Genomic DNA, 23,883 nt, shown 5'->3' on the forward strand with positions numbered 1-23,883 from the left:
TGATCGGCGATCGGACGCCAGGCATCAACCGAGTACGGGATTCAGTCCCATATTCTTACGCATGTCAGCCCGCTGCTTTTCGTAATTCATCAGGAGTTTGCGATCGCGGTAATGCTGACGTTCCTTGCGGGCCTGGGCCCCGAGGACCAGCCGACGCATCGGGCCGCTGGTCAATTCCCCGCGGCCGGCGTGCCGCTTGCGGATCCGGATCGCGGGCTTCTCGCCGTAAGCTTCGAGGATCTCGTCCTCGAGCGAGACGAAGAACTGGCAATGGCCGGGGTCCCCCTGTCGGGCGCACCGGCCGGCCAGCTGACGATCGATCCGGCGCGACTCGTGCCGCTCGGTCCCGATCACGTGCAGCCCGCCTTGCTGGGCGACCTCGGGGCTGAGCTTGATGTCGGTCCCTCGGCCGGCCATGTTGGTGGCCACCGTCACCTTGCCCGGCGCGCCGGCACCCGCGACGATCTGGGCCTCGATTTCGTGGTTTTTGGCGTTGAGGATCTGGTGTTCGATGTTCGCCGCGTTCAACAGGGCGCTGAGCTTCTCGGACTTCTCGATCGACCGGGTGCCGATCAGGACCGGGACGCCCTTATGATGCCAGTCGACGATCTGCTGGGCGACGGCCTGGAACTTCTCGTTCTCGGTCGAGAAGACCCGGTCGGATTCCCATCGCCGGCGGCCCGGCCGGTTGGTCGGGACCTTGAAGACGTTGACCTTGTAGACCCGCTTCAGCTCGGCGGCGTCGGTGGACGCGGTCCCGGTCATCCCGGCGAGCTTCTTGTAGCGGAGGAAGAAGTCCTGGACTGTCACCCGCGCCGCGGTGATGGTTTCCAGGGTAATCTCCAGCCGCTCCTTGGCCTGGATGGCCTGGTGGAGGCCGTCCTGCCACTGACGACCGGGCATCATGCGTCCGGTAAACTCATCGACGATCACGATCTCGTCATTGAAGACGACGTAGTCGCGGTCCCTCAGGTAGGCGATCTGGGCGCGGAGGGCCCGCTCGACGTACTCGTAGAGGCCGTCGACGGTCAATGTCGAGAACGACGAATGTCCCGCCGAGACCTGGACTTTCCGACGGCCCGAGGCGTTGAGCTCGGCCTTGCGCTCGACCGGGTCGTACTTGAAATCCTTGATCCGGACCAACGTGGCAGCCAGGGCGTCGGCCCCCGAATACGCGGCGGCCTCTTCCTGGGTCGGCTGATTGTTGGCCCCGATAATCAGCGGGGTCCTCGCCTCGTCGATCAGGATACTGTCGGCCTCGTCGACCACCGCGAAGAAGTGTCCGCGTTGGACGGGAGGATCTCCGCCGACGGTATTTCGCCCGAGGAAGGCTTCCTCGAACGACTTGCGCTCATTGGCCCCGATCTGGAGTCGCTTCAATTCGTCGCGGAGGAAGTCGAAACCGAACTCCTTGCTCGTCCCATAGGTGATGTCGCAGGCATACGCGGCTCGTCGGGACTGGTCGGGCTGTCCGGTCTGGATCGTGCCGACGGACATGCCTAACATCTGATAAACCGGCGTGTTCCAATCGGCGTCTCGGGTGGCCAGATAGTCGTTCACGGTGACGACGTGGACCCCTTTGCCGGCCAGGGCATTGAGGTAAACAGGCAGGGTTGCGACCAGGGTCTTCCCTTCGCCGGTTTCCATCTCGGCCAGACATCGATAGTGGATGGCCGCCCCGCCGACGAGCTGGACGTCGTAATGCCGTTGTTTGACCGTCCGCTTGGCCGCCTCGCGGACGAGCGCGAAGGCCTCGACCAGCAGGCTATTCAGGGAATCCCCTTGCCGAGCCCGGAGCTTCAGGGCGGTGCTTCGAGCCTTGAGCTTCTCGTCGGACTCCGCTTCCAGGGTCGGCTCGAGGGCATTGATCTGATCGGCCAGGAGGGCGTAGAGCCCGAGCCGCCCGGTATGCGTCGGTGCGGCAATCTGAGATACCCGATTCAACCACTTTGGGCCGAGTTGGCTAGCCATGACCCCGATCTCCCTGTTCCGCGTTCCTGTCGATGAGCCGGCCATCGATCCGATCGCCCGGCGCGCGCGACCTCGGCCCACCCCCAACAGGACACACATCCTTCCGAACTTCCCGAATCGTCGGTTCAGGGCTTTCGATCTCGCTGGATCTTCGAGGTCCGGCCCTTGCTGATTTCCGCCCCGGAGCGTTTGAGCCAGAGGTAGTTTGGCCACCTGGCCGCGAGCGGGCCCTTCGCATCGACCCACTCCAGGAGCATCTTCCACTTGCCTTCGGCCGAAGGCTCCCCAATCGGCTCGGCCCCCGGGGCTTCCTCCCAGAAGATCAGGTTCTCTCGGTCGTCCCGTAGGAAGTAGCGAAGGGTCTCCCCTTCGGGGAGGATGGCCACGATGGATGGCGCCGGCTTGCCGCCCGGTGTTACCTTGGCGCGCCCCTGGAGGAATTCCGCAAGTCGGGCGGCACCCTTGACCTTGGGATCGGCACCCACCAAGGGGTCGGGAGCCCCCGCCTTCTTCCAGGCCAGCCCGGCCTGCATCGAGGCCGGCGGGTCCACATCCAGGATCATCAGCAGGGGCTCGTCGATCCCTCGGACTCGATAACGCTTCCCCTTCTCGACCCAGTCGACCCCATCCGCCTTCTCGGACCATTCAATGTCGTCGGAGGGAAGGATGACAGCGTCCTTGTCGACGACCAGGAATCGTTCTTTTTCATAAGGTCCGAGAGCGACAGGCTTTCGATACACCAAAGGCACTTCCAGACGCCCGTAGCTTCGCCGGATCTGCCCGACTTCGGCCACCCAGGGGGAATGGATCCGGAAATCTTTGGCCAGGGCCGACAGATCGACCGACGGGACCGAGAAATGCTCGGCGCGTCTTGAGTTGAGCTGGACCGTTTTCAGAATTCCCTCGGCACCCGTCCTGATATAGGGGGGAGGGGCGGGGTCGAGGGTGATTTCGGAAAAGGCCATCTGCTGCTCGGGCTGGGCGTCGACCCACTCGATCACCCACTGAACGAGGCGTGATCCGGCGACCCAACTCAGGCCGAGCAATAGGATTCCGGCCAGGGCAGCCACCGCCAGCCGGGGAAGGGCCAGTCGACGAGCGGCCGGCGACTCGACCAGCCGAGCGAACCGGCGCGACGGGGCCTGACGGCCCTCGCCGTCGTCTTCCGGCTCGGCCTGGACGGATTCGCGGGGCTCGGTCACCGGAGGCCCTCCCTGATACTGAGGCGACAAAGCCCGCTCGCCCGGCGTGATCGCGACCTCCGGAGGACCGACTTCCGCGAGCCCGATCGACCCCGGGAAACGCTCCACGTTCCCTGCAGGGGTCGAAGGGGCACCGATCATCCGGCCTCACCAGATCACGATCTGCAATTCCAGCTCGTAGCCGAACTGCTGGCGGACCTTCTGACGGGCCAGGTCGATCAGCTGGAGGACGTCGGCCGACTTCGCTCCCGGATGGGCGACGATGAAATTGGCGTGCCGGTCCGAGACCTCGGCCCCGCCGACTTTCTGTCCTTTCATCCCGGCCTTCTCGACCAGTGCCCCGGCCGAGATCTCGGGACTTGGATTCTTGAAGATGCAGCCCGAGGACTGGTGGCCATAGGGCTGATTCTCTTTCTTGATGATCCAGATCCGCCGCATCCGCCGGACCAGGGTCTCGGGATCTTCGGATTCGAGCTGAAATCCGGCCGAGAGGATGATCGGCTCGTCGAGGTCGGACGATCTATATTCGAAGCTCAAGTCCTCGCGATCGCGGACCAGGACCTCGCCGAAATCGTCGACCACCGTCACATGACTGACGAACGTCCCGATGGCCCCCTGCCGCCCACCCGAATTATTTCGGAGCGATCCACCCACGGTCCCCGGAATGCCGGTGAGGACCTCCAGCCCGGCCAGACCGGCGCGGGCGGTCTGCGAGATCAGGGCGGTCAAGGGGACCGCGGCCCCGGCCTCGACCCGGCCGCCCTCGATCACGACGTCCGAGAAGGCCGGGCTCTCCAGGTGGATCACCAGGCCGGGAAATCCCTCGTCATGGACCAGGACATTCGAGCCGCCGCCGAGGACCCGAAACGGGATCCCGACCTCGCGGGCCCGTCGAATCAGCCCCACCACCTCCGACACATCCCGAGGCCGGGCCATAAAGGCCGCAGGCCCCCCAAGTCGGAACCAGGTGTGGGGCGCCAGCGGTTCGTCAGTCGTGACGATCGCGCGAAAGTCTTCGAAGGAATGCATCGGCTATCGTCCCCACGTCGCCGGCCCCGAGCGTCACCAGCACGTCGCCGGGTTCGAGATACCGGTCCAGCTCTCGGATCGCCCCATCGAGGTCAGCCGCCCTCAACGATCCCTTACCCCCCGTGGCCACCGCCAGGGCGAGGTCCTCCGCCTGCCGTCCCCCGGAGAGGCCCTCTTCGTCGATAATCAAGACGAGGTCGGCCTCGGTAAACTCCGCGGCGGCAGGCCCGACCTGAGTACTCCGAGGATCCGGGCGGAACACGGCACAAATCCGCCTCCGTCCGAAAACTTCCCGAGCGACCTCGAGGGCCTCGGCCACCGCCCGAGTCCCGATCGCCTCGTCGTCCACCAGAGTAACACCCCGATAGCTCCCGCGTGACTCGAATCCGCGCGAGACTCCATCAAACTCCTCCAGAGCCTCCTTGATGGCCCGAGCGGTCAGGTCGACCCGGCCGCAGGCGGCGACCGCGGCCAGGGCCCCCAGGACGTGGTGACGGCCCGGGACCTGGAGGCGGACCTCCACCGCGAACCGTCCCCGGTAAAAGGCCCGAAATCGATATCGACCCCGTTCCTCGCGGAGATCGGCACCCCACCAGGCATGGCCGGGTTCCAGCGAAAACCGTTCGACCAGAACCCCTTCCGACTCGACAACTTCGGTCGCGTCTCCTGCTCCGGCCAGGCCCAGGACGTAGCCACCGGGTGGCGCGGCGTCGATCCATCGATGGATCTCGGACAGGCGGGCCGAAGGGCCGTCGTCACCGACCAGGAGAGCCACGTCGGGACCGGTGAGACCCGCCTCGATAACGTCGCTTCCCGCGTCGATGACGACATGCTTACCGCGGCCGAAACGCCCCGACCCACCAAGCTGGGGAGATCCCGCGCCCAGGACAACCGTGGGGTCCAGGCCGGCATGAGTCAAGGCCCAGCCGACCATCGCCGCCGTCACTCCGGCCCTACGCCCCCCAGTTGCAGCAACACCTATCCCTCGACGGATGAGCCCCCCCAGGATCTCGGGCCAGGACGCCTGGACCACACCAGTTCGGGTCGCCGTCAGTCGGTCCGGATGTTCGCGAGCGACTTCCGAGCCGTACACCAGGAGTCGGGCCGATCTCGGGAGAACCCGGGGAGCGTGACCCGCGTGGACTCGGACCCCCAGATCCCGGAGCCGTTCGGCGGCCGGACCGGCGGTCGGAATCGATCCGGTCACCAGGTATCCCCCCTGCACTAGCATCTGGGCCAGGCCCGACATGCTGCTCCCGTCCAGGCCCACCAGGTGGGCTTGATCCCGTCCCTTGCCCATGGGGGCAAGCCCCGAACCCATCCGATCCATCGGCGAGCGCCCCCTGACTCGGGAAGGTCCGATGCGAGAGATGATCGGCCTCAGGATGGGCCGAGCATAACCGCTCTCCTCACGACCTTAATATCGGCCCGACCGGGACCACGCTCGCATCTATTCCAAAAGACAGATTTCACCCAACCCCGAACTTCTTCCAGGACGGGATGGTATGCATTCCGGAGGGGCCTCGTCAAGCGGCCGTTGTCGTCGACGGATCCCTTAACCAGTCCAGTCTGGTGTCCAGCGGTCCCCTCATGCGAAGACGCCCCGCCAACCCGGCCGGGTGGGCCAGGTGCGGGGAGTCGGGGTTCGATGCAGATCCTGCGACTCACTCGGAGCCCTGGACCTTCACGACCTTATTGTAAAGGCCGAGGATCAGGATCGTGGGGACCCACTGGCCCACGAAAGTCGCCGCCTGCTTCTGCCCCATCATGCGCAACGCCAGCGAGAGGCCGATCGATCCGACGGCCAGGCTCAGGTAAGTCCCCGAGGGAACCTGACTGGTGTAGTATTCGATGGCCTTGGTCACTTCACCTTCGCCCTGCTGATGGGGGGCTACCGAGTAGGAGGAGGTCATGGACATGGTGCGATCCCCGGATTGCGTTCTGGTATGGGCGGAGTTACTCAACCAGAAACGCAAAGGGCGCGCCGGATCGATCACTAACGGCGCAGCGAGTTGAAGAGAAGTCGAAACGTCCCGTGAGGCTGCCCTCGATGCTGGGGCGGAAATCCGAAAAGGACCACTCTCCCCTTGCCGAACCCGACTTCGACCAGGGCGGCCTTACCCTGAATCTTCTCGGGACCGAGCAACCAGCCGCTCTCCAGCGGGTTCCCCTTCGCGTAGGTCGCCCAGACCCAGGTTGGCTGCCCGACGATGCTCGGGCTCGCCTCGAAGGCCATGGACCGATCGAAGTAGATCGACAGTTCCTCGGGCACCCCCACCGTCAGGGATGACTCCGCCGGCCCGGATGGAGGACGGACCTCGGCCCGGAGGATCGAGCCCGGGGCGTAGAATTCGGAAGATCGGAGATTCTTCGTGACTTCCACGACCGGCAAGCCCAGCTCTTCGATCGCGAACCGGCACGAGTCTTCCAGGCACACGAGAGTTCCGCCGTCGCGGACGAACTCTCGGATCGCACCGATCCCTTCGGGGCCGAGTCCCCCGACGTAAGCCGGTTCGGAACTACCCGGCCTGTATCCGTCGAGCAGGACTCGATCGGGGATCGACGGGATCAGGATGGTTCGGAATCGCTGGGCCAGATTCCCCGAACGGATGTCGGCATCATGGACCGTGCGGTAGGGGAAGTCGAACTGCTCCAGGACCAGCCGGGTCCAGCCTTCGTCCATGCTCGGGACCCAGGGTTGATAGAGGGCGACCGAAGGCTTCTCGATCACGGATCCGGTCGGCTTGCCTTCCCTCCCCTCGACCTGGGTCGAGACGTTCGGCAGGACCCGGTCGAGGACCACTCGCGCTTCGGGGCTCGGAGAGAACGCCAGAGAGCAGGTCACGGTTCCCGCCCCATTCTCGGGCGGACGACCTGGCCCGAACTGTCTCCGGACCTCGACCCCGGCCTCCAGGAGTGCGTTCAGGACGCGAAAGTCGTCGTTGCTCCGATTCGAGATCACCAGGGATTTCGGATTCTCGAGGCCGACCACCGTGCCTCGGGGCGGCTCGATCCGGTCGAGCAGATCGAACTCGCCCGAGACCGGCGTCCCCAGGGCCACGACCCTCACCCCCATCTGGAGCGGGAGGGTCCAGCCAGCCACGTCATAAGGCGGTTCGGCCGCGCCATTGGGTCCGAGTCGATTCGGGTATTCCTGGCGTTCCATCATGTCTTTCAGGTGGGCTCGATACGGCTGGTCGGCGGGCAGCAGCCAGCTCCCGGCCGGATAGGTCACGCCGTCCGCGAAGAAAGGGCGGCTGGCCCGGGCGATCTGAATTCCCGAGTCGTGGAGGATCGAAAGCATCTTCGAAGCCGACCCCGGATCGCGCTGGTCCGCCGGCACGACCCAGCCGAACGGAGGTTCCTCGCGACCTTTCCGGATCGCTTCGAGCCCCATCCGTCGGTAATTCTCCTGGAACGCCCTTCGATAACGGCTCGCGAGAGTCAGGATCGACCGGGCGCAGATCTGCTGGTATTCCACGATATCGCGGAGCCGCCACCAGCCGCCGGGCCAGGGCTCGACGAAGTTGACGGCCGGGTCATGATTGGCGAACCCTCGGGTGGCCCCCGAGAGCTGGGCTCGATCGAGGAAGATGGGCGAGGCCATCTTCACGCTCGCCGCCTCGGTCAGGACGGCCACCACGTTGTGGCGCTGGGGCGTGGTCCGCATCCCCCCGTTCCACCAGTTGTCGTACATCGCATGAGTCAACACTCCGGTCTTCCCGGCGGCGGCCAGGTCGGCGGCCATGTGGGCCCCGATCAGGAAGATCCCCTGGTTGAGCCGGGCGTCGAGGTTGGGATTGACCGGGTCGAAGAACGGCGGGACGAACATCCGCGCCCCCCTCGGCCCCATCTGGTGGACGTCATAGGCCAGGGTCGGGGGGAACTCCTGGTAGAGGAACCGGGTCAGGAGCCTGGTCTCCTGGAGGTTCAGCATGAACCAGTCGCGATTGGTGTCGTGCCCTGCGTACTTGTGGTAAAGCTCGGGCATGCCCTCGCCTTCCCAGGGATGCCCCTTCGTCCGCTCGTACCAGGCGGCCACCTTGTCGACCCCGTCGGGGTTGGCCGAGGGGACCAGGAGGAGTATGGCGTTGTCCAGGATCTCGCGAGTCCCGGGATCGTCCCCCGAGGCCAGCTCGTGGAGGAGTTCCATCGCCATGTGGGTCGAGGCCGTCTCGCTCGAATGGATCGAGCAGGTGATCAGGACGACCGGCTTCGCCTCGACCACCGATTGGGCATCTTCCTCGGTCGGGCGGGCCAGCCGCTTCTGCAAGCCTTGAAAACGGCCGATGTCGCGAATCGTCTCGGGATTCGAGACGATCGCCACGAGGTAGGGACGCCCCTCGGTGGTCTTCCCCAACTCGCGGACCTCGACGCGATCGGAGGCCGAATCCACCCTCCGGAAGTACTCGACGACCGAGGGCCAGTTGGCCAGCCGGAAGTCGGCCCCGGGCTGGAATCCCAGGTGGGACTCCGGGGACGGGACCTCGGCCCCGAGGCTCGGGACGAATCCCATCAAGGCGAAGCTCAAGGCCCCGGCGAGGCGGGTGGTCGTTCGCATGGTCGGTCGGTTCCCCGTCGGTCCAGGCTGCCCTTCCGTGAGCGCGACCGGCCCTTACCGGGACGCCTCGGCGGCCGGTCGATTGTCGAGCCGGGACAGCCTTGGGGCAAGGTCCCAGGGGGTCGCTCCCCGGCATCATCGATTTGATCGGGGGATTTCCGGCCCTAGAATCGAGCAGGGGATGTCTCGGGGGTTCCCTCATCCGTTACGCCCCGGAAGGAGTCGCCATGATCGCCCTGCATCGCGACGAGCCTCGGATCGTCGGCCCCCTGCCCGGCCCCAGGGCCTCGGCCTGGCTGGCCCGCGACAAGTCGGTGATGTCCCCGTCCTACACTCGGACTTACCCCCTCGTCGTCCGCCGGGCGAAGATGGCGATGATCGAGGACCTCGACGGTAACCGCTTCCTCGACTTCACCGCGGGGATTGCGGTCACGGCCGCCGGGCACAGTCATCCGAAAGTGGTCGCCGCGATCCGAAAGCAGGCGGGTCGCCTGATCCACATGTCGGGCACCGACTTCTATTACCGGCCCCAGATCAAGCTCGCCGAGCAGCTGGCCCGGCTCGCACCCGGCGACGGCCCCAAGCGGGTCTTCTTCACCAACAGCGGGGCCGAGTCGATCGAGGCCGCGCTCAAGCTCGCTCGCCGACACACCGGGCGGCCCCGGGTGATCGCATTTCATCGCTCCTTCCACGGTCGGACCTACGGGGCGATGAGCCTGAGTGCCTCCAAACCCATCCAGAGGCAAGGTTTCAGCCCGCTCGTCCCGGAAATCCACCACGCCCGATACGGGAACGCTGGCTGTGTCAGGTCGTTGCTGAAGACCACCTGCCCGCCCCAGGAACTGGCCGCCATCTTCGTCGAGCCGATCCAGGGCGAGGGAGGATACATCGTCCCGCCCGACGACTTCCTGCCCGAACTGAGGAAGATTGCCGACGAGACCGGGGCGTTGCTGGTCCTCGACGAAGTTCAGACCGGGATCGGGCGGACGGGTCGAATGTTCGCATCCGAGCACTGGAACGTGGCCGGAGACATCGTCTGCCTCGCCAAGGGGATCGCCAACGGCCTACCCCTGGGGGCGATCATCGCCCGGGCCGACGTGATGGACTGGCCCCCCGGCAGTCACGCCTCGACCTTCGGGGGAAATCCCGTCGCATGCGCCTCGGCCCTGGCGACGCTCAAGCTGGTCGAGGATCGCTATCGGGCCAACGCCCATCATCAGGGCGAGCAATTGATGTCCGGCCTCCGAACGCTGGCCGAACGCCACCCGATGATCAAGGAGGTCCGGGGGCTCGGCCTGATGATCGGGATGGAGATTCAGACCGACGGCCAGCCCAATCCAACCCTCCGCGATCGGATCATCGACCAGGCCTTCCACCGAGGGCTCCTGCTCTTGCCCTGCGGGCCGAGCACGGTCCGATTCTGCCCGCCGCTCTGCTTGACCTCGCGACAGGTTGAGATGGGCGTTGAGATTCTGGGCGACACTCTCGATTTATTCGATCCTCCCGCTTGACAGTATTCCTTCGAGGGAATACCCTTCTTCGATGACTTCTCGACTGTTCTTCCTGACGATGTTCCGGTTAGACCGGCGGGTTTCTTCTATCGTCCGTCACCGGAAATCTCGCGATGCCCTGGGAAATCCTGGCGATTGATGAGTTCGCGGAATGCTTTGAAACTTTGCAGGAATCCGAGCAAATTGAAATTGCGGCCAATGTCGGCGTGCTCCGTGAGATTGGCCCTCGACTGGGTCGGCCCCGCGTCGACGGGATCAAGGGCTCGGCATTTCCGAACATGAAAGAACTCAGGATTCAGATCGCCGGGGAACCCTGGAGAATTCTGTTCGCGTTCGACCCTCAACGTATCGGTGTCTTGCTGCTGGGCGGGAACAAGGGCGGCGACAAACGCTGGTACAAGACCCATATCCCGATTGCCGACGATCGATATCGACGGCACCTGGCAAACCTGGACGATTGATAAGGATGAACTGCGAATGCCCGCGAAACCATGGGATGAAGTCGTCGCACGTTTACCCGAGCAAACCCGGAAGGCCATCGAGGTCCGGACGGGGGAATTGCTGGCGGCGGAGGCGACGCTGAGCGAGCTTCGGTCCGCCCAGCATCAGTCTCAGGCCGTGCTCGCGGAGCGACTGGGAGTCAATCAGGCCGCCGTTTCGAAGATGGAGCGGCGTACCGATATGTACCTCAGCACTCTCCGCGATTACATCCAGGCGATGGGAGGCGAGTTGGAGATCGTCGCTCGTTTTCCCGGCAAGCCTCCGGTGGTGATCAATCAATTTCGGTCCCTCGGCGAATGAGCACTGAAGACGCCTCGCTTGTTCCTCCGGCCGCGAGCGGCTTACAATCGGCGACTGATCCACCCTTGAAGCATCAGCCATAACGGAGCGTCCCCCGATGTCGCAAGGCGCGGAAGCCTCGACCGATCCGACCCCTCGTCCGGCCTCGCAGCCGATGCCGCATGGCCATCGGCCCTCCTCGGCCGAGCGAGTCCCGGCCACCCTGGTCCCCGAGGCGGGTTGGCACTTCCTCCACGTCTTCTACCGGGTCGACCGGGCGGCCCTCGCACATCTACCCGAGGTCACCCGACGCGAGGGGCGTCGGCAGATCCTGGAAGCCCTCGATCCCACTCGCCCGGGGACCCCCGAGCAGCAGCATGTCTTCGCGGTCCCCGGCCACAAGGCCGACTTCGGGATCATGCTGGCCGGGATCGACCTCAAGGCGATCCACGGGATCCAGCTCGCGATCCAGGCCTCGGCGCTGGGGCCGGCCCTGATCCCGACCTACTCATTCTACTCGATTACCGAGATCTCCGAGTACGTCCCGGATGTCGAGGCCTACGGCAAGATCCTCCGCGAGCGCGAGGGGGTCGATCCCGAGAGCAGCGTCTACAAGACGAAGGTCGCCGCCTATGCCGACCGGCTCGTCCCGATGAACAAGCAGCGACTCTTCCCCGAGTTCCCCGATTGGCCCTGCCTTTGCTTCTATCCGATGAGCAAGATGCGGCAAGGGCACCAGAACTGGTACCTCCTGCCCTTCGAGGAGCGGACCGAGATGATGAGCCAGCATGGCCGGAGCGGCATGAAGTTCGCCGGGAAGGTCAGCCAGGTGATCACCGCCTCGACCGGCCTGGACGACTGGGAGTGGGGCGTCACCCTCTGGGGGCGTAACCCGTCCTACCTCAAGGACATCGTGTATTCGATGCGGTTCGACGAGAGTTCGGCGAAGTACGCCCTCTTCGGCGACTTCTATTTCGGATACATCTTGCCCCCGGCCGAGTTGCTCGACACCATCCGCGTCGGCTAAGTTGCAAGGCCCTCGGCGTGGCGAGACGACCCTGGCCAGGTCTTCGGCCCAACTCTCACTCGGGGCGAGGCACGCGATCCGATCGGGATCGACCTCTCCCTGACGTTCGCAAATGACTGGAGAAGCGCATGTGGACCTGCCCGAAGTGTGCCTCGAAGGTGGACCCTTCGTTCGAAGTCTGCTGGAACTGCGGAACTTCGCCCGACGGGGTGGTGGACCCCTCATTCGTCAGGGCGGATGATGCCGGACCGATCGAGTCGGACCCGATCATCCCCGAGCTGGACGTCGAGCATAGCGGCCCGGTGATCCACGAGCTTCCCGAGGCTCTCCAAGGAGGCGAGCTTGTCGAGGCCTACCGAGCCCTGGACTTGATGGAGGCCGGATTCCTGGCCGACCAGCTCAACGAGGCGGACATCCCCGCGGCGCACGACACGCACGATCTCCACGCTACGCTGGGTTCGATGGTGGAAGGAAACCCCCGGATTTGGGTCCGGGCCGAGGACCTGCCCCGAGCCCGGGCCTGGCTGGCCACCTACGAGAAGAACAAAGCCACGCCCATCGATGAGTAATCCGCTCGATCCAGGATCGCGTCGGAAGTTGCCGAGCGGAACGAGGCATGCCATATTCCCGAGGGGATGGCGGGCCTCGATCCGCTCGGCAACACTTCACCTCCGGTGATTCCTCGTTCTTGAAGCGTCGACCGAGCCCACGAAGGGGAGTGAGACGCCTCGACCGAGCCGAGTTCGGCGGGTTAGACTGGACGGATCGTCGATGGATTCGATCCTCAAGATTCCCGTCCCGCCGCCTTCGCCCGGAGTCGTCCCCATGAGTCAAGCCTCGACGGCCGCCCGGACCCGGCCGGGGGATCCCGCCGAGGTCCCGTTCGCCTTGCTCGTGGCCGACCTGGGGCTCATCGCCGGATTCCTGGCACTGACATTCCTGCTCGGAATCTTCCCGCTCAAGGATACGGACTTCTGGTGGCACCTGAAGGCGGGCGACCTGATTCGCCAGACCGGACAGGTTCCGACCGTCGACACCTTCACCTTCGGGGCCGAGGGGCATCCCTGGGTCGACCTCCACTGGGGGTTCCAGGTCGCCTTGAGCTGGGGATACCAGCATCTCGGCGGGGTGTTGGGGCTGAATCTGGCCAAGTGCCTGATCACTTGCCTGGCGGTCCTCCTGCTGATCACGTCCCGCCGTCGAGAGTGGCCGGTCTGGCCGATGCTCCTGGCCTGGCTCCCGGCGATCCTGGTCCTCGGCGGTCGGATGTATATCCGGCCGGAGACGATCTCGCTCCTTTATCTTTCGATCGTCCTGGCGATCCTGTTCCGCTGGGAGCGTCGCCCCTGGCTCGCGTTCGGCCTGCCGATCGTCCAACTCGGCTGGGTCAACACGCAGGGCCTATTCCTCCTGGAACCGATCCTGATCGGGTTCGCCCTGATCGACGCCGCGACCCGTAGAGGAGCCTTCGATCAGGGGCGCAAGGCCTGGTGGGGGAAGGTCCTCTCGGCCACCGGGTTGACCGCCCTGGCCTGCCTCTTCAATCCATACGGCCTGGTCGGGACCCTGTATCCGATCCAGCTCGCCGGGACGATGAGCAACCCGATCTTCAAGAACACGATCGGGGAGTTGAAGCCGCTCCCGACCTTCATCGAAGAAGTCGGGATCGACAACCTGCCGCTCCAGCTCCACCTGGCCACGATGGCTCTCGGGGCCTTGAGTTTTCTCCTCCCCTTGCTCTGGAGCGGCTGGGTGAGGGTGGCCGATCGCGACGAAGTCGCGGCCGCCGCCCAGCGTCCCGAGCCCAAGGGGAATCGAAAGGCCGCCAAGGGGAAGAAGAAGGCCGATGCCAGGCCCGTCGAGAATCCCGCCGCCTGGCGGCTCTCGATCTTCCGGATCCTCCTGTTTGGGGCGTTCAGCACGTTGAGCCTGGCGGCGACCCGGAACAGCCACCAGTTCGCGGCCGTGGTCGGGACCGTGACCGCCTGGAACTTCGGCGAGTGGGCCGGGGCCATCCGGGCCAGGAAACTCCGCCGAGATCCGGACGCGAAGGTCGCGAGGAGCTGGCCCCGACTCGCGACGTTCGGCGCGATCGCGCTGGTCTTCGCGAGCGTCGCCTCGGGACGATTCTACCAGTGGACCGGGGAAGGTCGGACGATCGGCCTCGGCGAGGAGCCGCTCTGGTTCCCCCGCGAGGCCGTGAAGTTCGCCGGGAAGCCGGGGATGCCGGACCGACTGGTCGGCTTCCACAACGGGCACCCGGCCCTCTACGAGTATTACTGGGCTCCCGAGAAGAAGGTCTACACCGACGCCCGGCTCGAATTGATGGGGTCGGATCTTTATCAGCAGTACATGGATCTCCAGTCGCGGATCGGCACCAACAAGCCTGGCTGGTCCGAGGAGCTGGATCGAATGGGGCGGCCCGCCGTGATGGTCGACAACCTCGACCCCGGCAACGCGGGCCTCGCGGCCACCCTGTTCAACTCCCCGCGCTATCGATGTGTCTGGTTCGACCCGATCGTCTGCCTCTTCGTCCACGACTCGAACCGGCAGATCGTCGAGGAATATGAGGTCGATTTCGGGGCGCGCCACTTCGTTCGCGAGGCCGATTCTTTCCAGGACGGCCCGGCTACACTGGCGGCCACGGCCCGTTCCCTCCGCTTCATCGCGGCGCAGCTCAAGGCCAGGCCCGGGGGCGACGGACGGAGCCGGCCCATGATGCTTCTGGGCCTTGATTATGCCCGGAAGCTCCGCGAGACCGATCGCCGGGACCTCGACGGCTGGAAACAGGCCGGGCTCCTCGAATACCTCCGCGATCCCTTGATGGTCGAGCAGGCCATCCCTCGTTTCCGGCTCCCGTTCGATCCCGCGTTCGACCTCACCCTCGCCCGGTCCAGCTATCAACTATCCAAGGCATTGGCACTCGACCCGAGCGAGGGGACTTGCCTCTACTATCTCGCCAATCTCTTCGAGATGCGGGGGATGGACGAGGCCTCGCTCCCGCTCTTCGAAAGGTTCGCCGAACAGCCCAACAAGAATCTCGGGCAGCAGATGGAGAAGGCGAGGGCCGCCGAGAAGGCCAGTCAGCTCCGCACCCGACTCGGGTCTCCGCCCTCGACGAAGTGGGCCAACCTGAGCGAGTTGGAAGGCCTGGTGGGCGGCCTGTTGAATCAAGGCCGGGCCGCCACCGCCGCCGAGGTCATCGCGAACGCCTTCCGACCCGAGGCCCGCCCCTGGGAGTGGGCCGACCGGTTGGCCGTCCTCCGGATCCACCTCGGGCAGCCCGACCTGGCCCGGGACGCCTGGATCAAGGCCCCCGACGCCCCGACCGCGATACGGGCAGCGCGCGTCGCCGCCACCTACCTCATCGAGGGAGATTACGCGTCGGCCGGGAAGTCATACCGGGAAGCCCTGACGGCCGACCCCTCATCGTTCGAAGCCCACTACGGCCTGGCCGTCCTGGAGCAGGACGACGGCCATGCGGAGGAAGCCCTGGCCGAGGCGAAGCTCGCCGAGAAGTCCGCCGGAAACGACGTCTCGCGAGGGGCTGCCCGGCAGATTATCAACCTGGTTTCCAGGTACGTCGCGGAGAAGGCCAAGCAACCATGATCGAGGCTCCGGCCCGGACGATCGGGCACTTTCGCTGGAACATCAAGCGGATCATGATCCTGGTGGCGATCCTGGGCGTCCTCTTCGGCGTCTTCGGGGTGGCGGAAGGGATCGGCATCGGAATCGCCCTGATGATCCTCCTGGGACCACCGGCACTGGCCAGGCCCGATCGTCGCTGGGAGGCCTTCTCCTGGGTCGCTGCGGCCCTCCCCACGCTCCTCGGGTTGAGCCTCCTCGCGACCTGGTGGACCGCCTGGGCCTTCCTGGGACATCAACCCCGGCTGATGCTGGACGACCCGAAATTCATCAGCGTCTGGGTCGATATCCCGTTTTCGACCACACTTGTATTCATCGTGGCGTCCCTGCCTTCAGCCCTGGTCTGCCTGTCCCTGGCGATCTTTCGAGCTCTGGGAAGCCTCGATCGAGACTCCAAACCGGCGATCCGGATCGGGAAGGCCTTGCTCCATCCCGCCCTCTGGATCGCCGGATATGCCTTCCTGAGCCAACTGGGCGACCTGGTCGTGTGGTATATGGACTGAGCGCAGATCGGAGAGGTCCAGAAAGTAAGCGAGCTTGACCCTACAATGATAGGGAAGCCCTTGCAGGTTATCGGCCCCTCGGAGAGATCATCATGGCCACCGCGACCCCACCCGCCTCCGAGCCCTTCGCCTGGAAGCGCTGGCCCGAGACCGAAGCATTCGTCGATGAGAAAATCGCGTCGGGACTCGCGGGAAATCCGTTCGCGGCGAATCTGGCCGATCGGATGGCCCGCGAGACCAGCACCCGCTTCAAGGACTGGGTTGATCATCTGGTCCTGGGCGACGCCCCCGGCCTGGCGAAGACCGTTCGAGGGCTCGGCTACTCGCGACAGGAGACCCCCCACCCTCTGGGCTGGCCGGTCCTCAAGCATGAAGGAGGGATGTTCCCCTCGATCCTGGTCGCGGCGGCCGGTTCGGGGGCGGATGTCCGTGAGATCGCGATCAAGGTGGAGTCACTCCCGGCGTTCTCTCGGGCTCATGATCTGGGCCTGGCGATCCAGGGTTATCCGATGGGGCCTTACCGGTTCGGGCGGGTTGACGGCCCGGGGACGAGCCTGGCCGTGGTCGAGCGTCGAGGCTTCGCCGGGTTCGACCCGTTCGCGAGCGAGATGGCGCGAGCCGGCCGGATGACCCCGCAATCGACCCGCGACGCCCTGGCCGCCCGCGACCTCTGGGAGGCCCGCCGCCGGAGGTTCGATGACGACGAGGAAGGCTTCGGGGCGACCGAGGCCACCCTGGCCCGGGTGATCGAGCTGGCCGGTGGGCCGGACCTGGCTTGCCACCTGATCTTCGAGGTGGAGCGGGAATACTGGCAGTCCCGAAACCGGGCGGCGAGGGTCCAGAAGGCCCGGCAGGACCGGCTCGGCCTGGGCTGGGCCAACCACGATCACCACACGTTTCGATCGTCCCGGAAATTCTTCCCGCGCTTGATCCGGATCTTCGAGACCCTCGGATTCCACATCCGAGAACGGTTCCACGCCGGCGAACAGGCCGGATGGGGCGCGCAGGTCCTGGAGCATCCGACCACCGGGATTGTCATCTTCGCCGACCTCGACCTCGCGCCTCACGAGGCCTCGGCCGATTTCTCCCACGTCGTCCTCCCCGAACTCCCCCGGCCCAATACGGTCGGGCTCTGGGTCGCCTTGCACGGCGAGTCGATTCTGGAATCGGGGATGCACCACCTCGAAGCCCAGTTCGACTTCGAGGCCCTCCGCGATGACCTCAAAGCCGAGGCTGGCGTTGAGATGATGAAGCCGTTCTCCGACTTCCCGTTCCTCCGCCAGGCCTTCACCGTCGGCGAGCGCTGGGCGGTCCACCCTCATCGCCTCGATCGGGCGCTCGCCGCGGGCCTGATCGACCAGGAACAGCACGCCCGATTCCTGGCCGAGGGGGCGATCGGCAGCCACCTGGAAGACTTGCAGCGGCGCGAAGGCTTCATGGGGTTCAACCAGCAGGCCGTCAGCGCGATCCTCGCGGAGGTCGACCCCCGGCGTAACTGACGAGCGAATCGGCTCGATCTCTCACTCTTCCCCCGGGACCTGGACGAGCTTTCCATCCTTCTCCGCCCAACCCTTCCAGATCTCGATGGCTTCGGGGTGGTGATCCCGGAGCCATCGGGTGGCCTCGTCGAGCTTTTCGACTCGATCGGCACCCTCCGTCAGGGCGGCAGCCTCAAGGAGAGCGGCAAGCGGCGAATACCGATCGCCTCGGGCGGCGGCCTCCTGCAACGCCTTCAGCGCCTGAGGATTACCGGGAGCCATCGCGGCCCTGGTATACGTGGCCCAGAGGGCGATCGCGGGATCTTTGTGCTGGCGGAGCTGGTCCAGGGGCTCCCAGGAGATCTGGTACCCTTCGCCGACCCCGTAGGCCATCGGCCGGGCCATCAGCAGGCGAAACCAGTCGGGCCATCCCTCGCTCCTGGCGACCATCAAGGCATAGCCTTTCGGGTCGGCCTGGATCGACTCCGAGGTCAGGCTTTCGGCCAGGACGTAGCGGGCCAGCTTGGGGAGGGTCTTGCGGAGCGCCATGTCGGATCGCTGACGATCGTTCACCGACGGGTGCCGCGCGATCGCCCAGGCCGACCGGATCCGATCGGGCTCGCTTCTACCATCATGGTGCAGTGTATAGACGGCCGTCCAGATATCCCGGAGCGCCCAGACTCCATAGGCGAAGCTCGTCACCAGGAACAGCGAGACCACCAGTCCGGCGATCCCCAGATAGTACAAGCCTCCGTACTTCTCGCGGAGCGACTTCCGGGGAGGGTCGGGCGTGATCACCGGGAGTTCGGGGAACGGATTCTTGGACGGGGGGATGATCGGCAGTTCGGGAAAGTCGGGCATCTCCTGCGCTCCCTGTTCCGACGTCGACGGGCGAACCCTGAGCTTACCCGAAGGCCGGGGGCCGGGTCACCCCCACCCCTCGCGGCCGAGGGGGCCAACTCGTTAAGATCTTGGCATGAAGCTCAAACGACAGCCCGAGGATTTTCGAGTCGAGGAATTACCCCTGGTCGAGGGGGGGGATCGGGGCCGGTTCGGCTTCTACCGATTGACCAAGCGCGGGATCGGCACGATGGAGGCCATCGAGGCGATCCGGAGGCGCTGGAATCTCTCGGGCCAGCAGCTCAGTTACGGAGGCTTGAAGGACCGGCACGCGGTCACGATTCAGTACCTGACGATCCTGGGCGGGCCCGACCAGGGGCTCCGCGAAGGGGCCATCGATCTCGAACCGCTCGGGCGTCTGAGTCATCCCTACGGCCCCAACGCCTTCCGAGGGAACCGGTTCACGGTGGTCCTCCGCGACCTCACACGCGAGAAGGCCGGAGCCGCCCGGATCGCGCTCGCAGAACTCCCGAACGACGGCCTGCCCAACTACTTCGACGACCAGCGGTTCGGCTCGGTCGGCTTCGACGGCGACTTCATCGCGAGGGCCTGGCTCGCCGGCGACCACGAGAAAGCACTCCGCCTGGCGATCGCCGAGCCGACCGCCTCGGACCGGGCCGAGGCCAAGCACGAGAAGTCGATCCTCCGCGAAACCTGGGGGAACTGGGCCGAGGCCAAGGCCCGACTCCCCCGCTCGCACTCGAGGAGCCTGGTCACGTACCTGGTCGACCACCCGACCGACTTCCGGGGGGTCTTCGCCCGGCTCCGTCGCGAGTTGAGGTCGATCTACTTCTCGGCCTTCCAGAGCCACCTCTGGAACCTGACGCTCGGCCGACTGATCGAGCGAACAACCCGAGAAAACCAGCGAATCCCGGTCGAGTTCAAGGTGGCCACCCTGCCGATTCATCGAGGGCTCGAACCCGACCAGGCCGCCGAACTGTCGGCGGCGAGGCTTCCCTTGCCCGCCACCCGGACCCCCCTGCCCCCCGAAGGCCCGATTCGCGAGGCCGCCCTCGAAGTCGTCGCCGGCTTCGGCCTGGCCTGGGAAGACCTCCGCGTGAAGCACCTCAAGGACATCTTCTTCTCGAAAGGGGTCCGCCCCGCCCTCTTCTTCCCGGAGGGACTGACCCAGGAGACATCCCCCGACGAACTGTATCCCGGTCGGTTCAAGATCGCACTCGGCTTCGATCTCCCGAAGGGAGCCTACGCCACCCTGGTCGTCAAGCGAGTCACGGTCGCGGCCGGGATCGATTCCAGCGACGAGTCGGAGAACGAACCCGAGGAGGCTCCGGAGGATTCCATGCAACACTCTCCCTCCGAACCAGGGTCGGAGTGATGGTCCTGCCGGGTGTGACCTCGAATCGATTTGGCCTTCGGATGAGACACCCATCTCGTTGAGACGTGGTCTGAGACGGTGTAAGTTGGTCCATGGGACGGTTGCCGAAAGTGTAACGGGTGAATATCACGCCGAATTTTTTAGGATTTCGCCCTTCGTCAAAGGATTTACATCGAGATTAAACTGGCACGGATGGTGTAGCGGCGAGGTCTTACAGGACCCATCCATGCGACGGCCCCAGATCACCCTGCGTCTCCTGATGGTCACAGTGGCGGTCCTCGCGGTGGGCGTGGTAGCGTCTGATTCGATGCAAAACCGGCTCGCCTTCTGCCAGCGGTGGTCGGACAGGTACGAGGCCTCGGCATCGTCGCTGGAGCGCGAAGCCTTCTGGGAAGGCCAACACAGAGGGTCGATCGGTGCCGGCCCGAGTTAGGAAGTCATTGGGGCCAAGAAGGCCACAGCCGCAGAGCACCAAGTGCGGGCCGGGGCGTTCAATTATAGGTGAGAGGTGACAATCAATAGAGAAATTCTGATGAACCACAACCATGTAATGCATGTTGATATTCGTTACGAGTTCCACGGCAAAGCGAAATTGCCCAAAGGCTTCAGCTTTCCCATGAAGCGTTCGGTCCTGGACAATTTCCTCCGCCGCGAGGGAATCACAAAAGTTACTGGGGTCAGCTTCTGCGGCAACTCCGGAGATAACATTGTCCTCACCGCCCGCTACTATGGGCCCCGGAGAAAGTCCTCTCGCCACACCCTCAGCCTTTCGATCTACGCCGTCCCCTCGGAGATTCGCAAGCTGGTCGAAGAGTTGGTCGTCAACGAGGCCCTTCCACGGCTTGCTAAATGGCTACTGTCGTTCAGCGAAGAGTCGCTCCTGAGGGCGAGGACGGACCATTCGATGACTTTCACCCTTGAAGGGACATCAGGAGGCGATCGGTCTGCGTCGTCGGGCGGAAGCGGTGACTTTCGGTTAGTGGTGCAGTCCAAAAGCGAAGGTCATTTACTCAAATAATGTTGGTATGACTGGACGATGAACGGCGCCGACACCGGCGCCTCGGGCGGGTTTGAGATCAAATAATATCGAGTGCCCCTCCAGACCAGGGGAAATATCGCCATGCATCCGATCAAGCCGAACGGAGCAAGTCGAAAGTCCTTCGCATCGGTCACGGTGATGCTCGCGGTGACCCTAGCCCTTCCGGGCCTGGTCTCCGCCGGAGACGATCCGAGGCCACCCGACCCCTCGAAAGTCCCGGTCGTCGAGCCGGCCCTCCTGGAGGCCCCCGACCTGGAGACCGACGCCGCGTTCGCCGGGACCTGGCAGCTCGTCGCGAAGTCGGGCGACCGGGGAGGGACCAAGGTCGGCGACCGGCTCGTCGTCGAGGAGGAGTTCATCTGGTGGGGGCCCGATGAGGGGGCGAGCGTCTGGGGATGGCACCAGCCGGGGCCTTTCAGGGGCCAGATCAATGGTTTCCCGCCCTACGTGAACTGGGCACCGACCCGGACGCAGGCCAGCCCGTGGCCCATCATCGAGCTTAGTCGCGGGCCGTCCCCGCGGTTACAGAGGTCAAAGGCCATCTACCACCTGCGGGGCGACCTGCTCTGGCTGGCTTTCCCCGTAGGGGGCATCCGGATGCCCGCCGACTTCGCGACCGTCGAGGACCGGGACGTGGAGGTCTGGAGGCGGATCGCTCCGCCGGTGGTCAGGCTCGAGCCCGAGTCGGATCTAAATGGTCGCTGGCGACTGGTCTCGGTGAAGTTCGATGAACGAGGCGGTCCCGGCCCGCCGGCGAACACCCTCGTCCCCGAACACCTGATCGGCACGATGGGGCCGACCTGGTTCCTCTGTGGCAAGGAGGGGACCGTCTTCGAAGTCCAGGGGGGGGCGTGGCGCCCGGAGGGCCGAACGGCCGGGGAGAAGAACGGCCCCATGAGTTGGACCGCGACTCGCGTCATGCAGCTGCCCCGACGCGTCTACATCCGTAGGACGCCCGAGCCCCGCCCTGCGGGAGTGCCGGCCGAGGAGACTGGGACCTATCGCGTTTGGGAGAAGTCCATCTTGATCGCGAAATTCCCGCAGCAATGGCTGGATAAGCATCGCGACGGCGTGACCCACCTCGTGAGTGGCGATCGGATCGAGAGGTACGAGCGTAATATCGCGCCGTGAAGGCGAGGAGGAGCAGGCAGGGCGCGAACAACCTCGTTCGCGCGCATCGGGTGAATTTTTAACGGCGCTTCACAGCCCAAGCGTAAATCGCCCTCGCAATCCGGGCGAGTTGCAACACATCAATCCGAGGTCGCACCCGTCCTGCCGAATTTCCACCGACGATCGCCTCGTTCCTCGGAGCGGCTTCCCTCGCCATTCAGAATGCCCCTCACCCCGGCCCTCTCCCAGGGGGAGAGGGAGGGGGAAGGATGCGAATCGAAGGGCAGGATCAGGCGTTCTCGTGGATCGAGAACCCCTTCCGGTACTCGCGACGGATGAACTGGTCGGCGTCGCTGTTGTTCTTGACTTTCATCCCGTGCGAGTCCCACTCGATCCGCTCGCCGACCTTCATGGCGACGACCCCGAGGAGGACGGTCTCGGTCAGTCGTCCGGCGTAGTCGAAGTTCGAGAGGGCCTTGCTGGGATCGTTGGCGGTGATCGCCTCGACCCACTCCTGGAAGTGGCCGGGGGATCGGGGGAGGCTCTCGGGAACCTTGGGCTCCTCCAGCTTCCCGCCTTCGGGGGTCAGCAGGAAATACTCGGAGCCGTAGTCGTTCTTGGAGAAGAACGAGCCCTTCTCGCCGACCAGGACCAGGCCGCTCTGGGTGACGTCGACCCCGCTGAGCTTCTCCTTGTAGGCCCGCTTGTTCTCGGGGAGCTTCTCGCCTCCGTCGTACCAGAAAAGGTCGACCGGGCCTCGCCCCTCACGCGGGCCGAAGTGGGTCTTGATCACCGACCAGACGGGATAGGTCTGGTTGTCCACGATCCCCGAGGTATCGACGACCTCGACGGTCTTGGGGTCGAACAGGTGGAGGGCCATGGCGGCCACGTTGATCGTGTGGCAGGCCATGTCGCCGAGGGCGCCGGTCCCGAAGTCGAGCCAGCCCCGCCAGGCGAAGGGGTGATAGGCCGGGTTGTAAGGACGCTCGGGGGCCGAGCCGAGGAACTCGTCCCAGTGGACGTGCGAGGGGACCGGCGGGGTATCGGTCGGACGGGCGATCCCTTGCGGCCAGATTGGCCGGTCGGTCCAGACGTGGATCTCCTTGACCGCGCCGAGGACGCCCGAGCGGATCACCTCGACCCCTCGGCGGAACCCGTCGGCGGCGGTCCCCTGGTTCCCCATCTGGGTGGCCAGCTTCTTCTCGGCGGCGATCTGGCGGAGGACGCGAGCTTCCTCGACCGACCAGGTGAGGGGCTTCTGGATGAAGGCGTGCTTGCCCATCCGCATCGCCATCGCGCCCGCCGGGGCGTGGGTGTGGTCGGGCGTGCTGACGGTCACGGCGTCGATCTTGTCGCCCAGCTCCTCCAGCATCTTCCGGTAGTCGGTGTACTTCTTGGCGTCCGGGTACTTCTCGGCCATCTTGTCGAGCGTGTTCTCGTCGATGTCGCAGAGGGCGACGATCTCGCCGAACCGGCCGGCGTCGTTGGTGTCGCTGTTCCCCTTGCCGCCCACGCCGATGCAGGCGAACCGGACTCGATCATTCGGGGCGGGCCGGGCGAACGACATCGAGCCGCCCCCCAGGATCGGGCCGGCCAGCCCGGCCACGGCCGCCTGGCGGAGAATGTCGCGACGAGAAGGTCGACGGATCATGGATGCGGTCCTCGATGGAAGTTGGGGAGCGGAGATAGCCCGGCCCGACGACCCTCGGGACCCCCGGACCATCCCCCGAGTATGCCGGGGACTCCCCTCGACCGCAACGATCCCCTACCGGACGGGGTGTCCCCGCGGAT

Annotated in this window: 19 protein-coding genes; 11 read left to right on the forward strand and 8 right to left on the reverse strand. The window is 65.3% G+C overall.

The window, feature by feature from the left end; all coding sequences use genetic code 11:
- Positions 1-24: 24 nt before the first annotated feature.
- From P12x_RS22475 to P12x_RS22500, 6 genes are all read right to left on the reverse strand, one after another.
- A complete protein-coding gene (locus P12x_RS22475) occupies positions 25-1,971 on the reverse strand; it encodes a preprotein translocase subunit SecA (RefSeq protein ID WP_435007116.1) in 1,947 nt (648 codons plus the stop codon).
- Positions 1,972-2,096: 125 nt separating this feature from the next.
- The gene (locus P12x_RS22480; protein WP_435007117.1) at positions 2,097-3,173 is read right to left on the reverse strand and encodes a hypothetical protein; all 1,077 of its coding nucleotides are present in this window, start codon (positions 3,171-3,173) and stop codon (positions 2,097-2,099) included.
- A gap of 147 nt (positions 3,174-3,320) precedes the next feature.
- Positions 3,321-4,202 (reverse strand): UDP-N-acetylmuramate dehydrogenase, encoded by an 882-nt coding sequence (gene murB / locus P12x_RS22485; RefSeq protein WP_435007119.1) that lies wholly within the window; start codon positions 4,200-4,202, stop codon positions 3,321-3,323.
- The gene (locus tag P12x_RS22490) at positions 4,162-5,532 is read right to left on the reverse strand and encodes a Mur ligase domain-containing protein (RefSeq protein ID WP_435007120.1); all 1,371 of its coding nucleotides are present in this window, start codon (positions 5,530-5,532) and stop codon (positions 4,162-4,164) included. The genes murB and P12x_RS22490 overlap by 41 nt, the downstream gene beginning before the upstream one ends.
- Positions 5,533-5,866: 334 nt before the next feature.
- Positions 5,867-6,121: a hypothetical protein gene (locus tag P12x_RS22495; RefSeq protein WP_435007122.1), complete on the reverse strand. Its 255-nt coding sequence runs from the start codon at positions 6,119-6,121 to the stop codon at positions 5,867-5,869.
- A 77-nt stretch (positions 6,122-6,198) separates the two neighbouring features.
- On the reverse strand, positions 6,199-8,763 hold the full coding sequence (locus P12x_RS22500; protein ID WP_435007123.1) for a M14 family metallopeptidase: 2,565 nt from the start codon (positions 8,761-8,763) through the stop codon (positions 6,199-6,201).
- Positions 8,764-8,990: 227 nt separating this feature from the next.
- Between P12x_RS22500 and P12x_RS22505 the strand changes: the two genes are divergently transcribed.
- From P12x_RS22505 to P12x_RS22540, 8 genes are all read left to right on the forward strand, one after another.
- Entirely contained in the window at positions 8,991-10,274 is a 1,284-nt protein-coding gene (locus tag P12x_RS22505) for an acetyl ornithine aminotransferase family protein (protein ID WP_435007124.1), read from the forward strand.
- Positions 10,275-10,387: 113 nt separating this feature from the next.
- Positions 10,388-10,735: a type II toxin-antitoxin system RelE/ParE family toxin gene (locus P12x_RS22510; protein ID WP_435007126.1), complete on the forward strand. Its 348-nt coding sequence runs from the start codon at positions 10,388-10,390 to the stop codon at positions 10,733-10,735.
- A gap of 16 nt (positions 10,736-10,751) precedes the next feature.
- On the forward strand, positions 10,752-11,075 hold the full coding sequence (locus P12x_RS22515; protein WP_435007128.1) for a helix-turn-helix domain-containing protein: 324 nt from the start codon (positions 10,752-10,754) through the stop codon (positions 11,073-11,075).
- 97 nt (positions 11,076-11,172) lie between these two features.
- Positions 11,173-12,081 (forward strand): hydrogen peroxide-dependent heme synthase, encoded by a 909-nt coding sequence (hemQ, locus tag P12x_RS22520; RefSeq protein WP_435007129.1) that lies wholly within the window; start codon positions 11,173-11,175, stop codon positions 12,079-12,081.
- A 128-nt stretch (positions 12,082-12,209) separates the two neighbouring features.
- Positions 12,210-12,650, forward strand: a complete 441-nt coding sequence (locus P12x_RS22525) for a DUF2007 domain-containing protein (RefSeq protein ID WP_435007130.1) — start codon at positions 12,210-12,212, stop codon at positions 12,648-12,650.
- A gap of 256 nt (positions 12,651-12,906) precedes the next feature.
- Positions 12,907-15,690 carry a tetratricopeptide repeat protein gene (locus P12x_RS22530; RefSeq protein ID WP_435007131.1) on the forward strand — a complete coding sequence of 928 codons (2,784 nt, stop codon included), beginning with the start codon at positions 12,907-12,909 and terminating at the stop codon, positions 15,688-15,690.
- Positions 15,687-16,229 carry a hypothetical protein gene (locus tag P12x_RS22535; RefSeq protein ID WP_435007133.1) on the forward strand — a complete coding sequence of 181 codons (543 nt, stop codon included), beginning with the start codon at positions 15,687-15,689 and terminating at the stop codon, positions 16,227-16,229. Before P12x_RS22530 ends, P12x_RS22535 begins: the two co-directional genes overlap by 4 nt.
- A 92-nt stretch (positions 16,230-16,321) precedes the next feature.
- Positions 16,322-17,728, forward strand: coding sequence for a hypothetical protein (locus tag P12x_RS22540; RefSeq protein ID WP_435007135.1), 1,407 nt, complete (start codon positions 16,322-16,324; stop codon positions 17,726-17,728).
- A 21-nt stretch (positions 17,729-17,749) separates the two neighbouring features.
- On the opposite strand, the gene P12x_RS22545 is transcribed toward P12x_RS22540, so the two are convergent.
- Positions 17,750-18,568, reverse strand: coding sequence for a hypothetical protein (locus P12x_RS22545; RefSeq protein WP_435007136.1), 819 nt, complete (start codon positions 18,566-18,568; stop codon positions 17,750-17,752).
- Positions 18,569-18,683: 115 nt separating this feature from the next.
- Here P12x_RS22545 and truD point away from each other — a divergent pair, with 115 nt between their 5' ends.
- The 3 genes from truD to P12x_RS22560 all read left to right on the forward strand — a co-directional run bounded on the left by truD (position 18,684) and on the right by P12x_RS22560 (position 22,113).
- A complete protein-coding gene (gene truD, locus P12x_RS22550) occupies positions 18,684-19,943 on the forward strand; it encodes a tRNA pseudouridine(13) synthase TruD (protein ID WP_435007137.1) in 1,260 nt (419 codons plus the stop codon).
- 532 nt (positions 19,944-20,475) lie between these two features.
- Positions 20,476-20,961, forward strand: coding sequence for a hypothetical protein (locus P12x_RS22555; protein WP_435007138.1), 486 nt, complete (start codon positions 20,476-20,478; stop codon positions 20,959-20,961).
- A gap of 102 nt (positions 20,962-21,063) precedes the next feature.
- A complete protein-coding gene (locus P12x_RS22560) occupies positions 21,064-22,113 on the forward strand; it encodes a hypothetical protein (protein ID WP_435007139.1) in 1,050 nt (349 codons plus the stop codon).
- A 268-nt stretch (positions 22,114-22,381) separates the two neighbouring features.
- On the opposite strand, the gene P12x_RS22565 is transcribed toward P12x_RS22560, so the two are convergent.
- Positions 22,382-23,743: a Gfo/Idh/MocA family protein gene (locus P12x_RS22565; RefSeq protein ID WP_435007141.1), complete on the reverse strand. Its 1,362-nt coding sequence runs from the start codon at positions 23,741-23,743 to the stop codon at positions 22,382-22,384.
- Positions 23,744-23,883 lie beyond the last annotated feature (140 nt).

This window comes from Tundrisphaera lichenicola, from assembly GCF_051175385.1.
In the GTDB taxonomy this organism is placed as follows: Bacteria; Planctomycetota; Planctomycetia; order Isosphaerales; family Isosphaeraceae; genus Tundrisphaera; species Tundrisphaera lichenicola.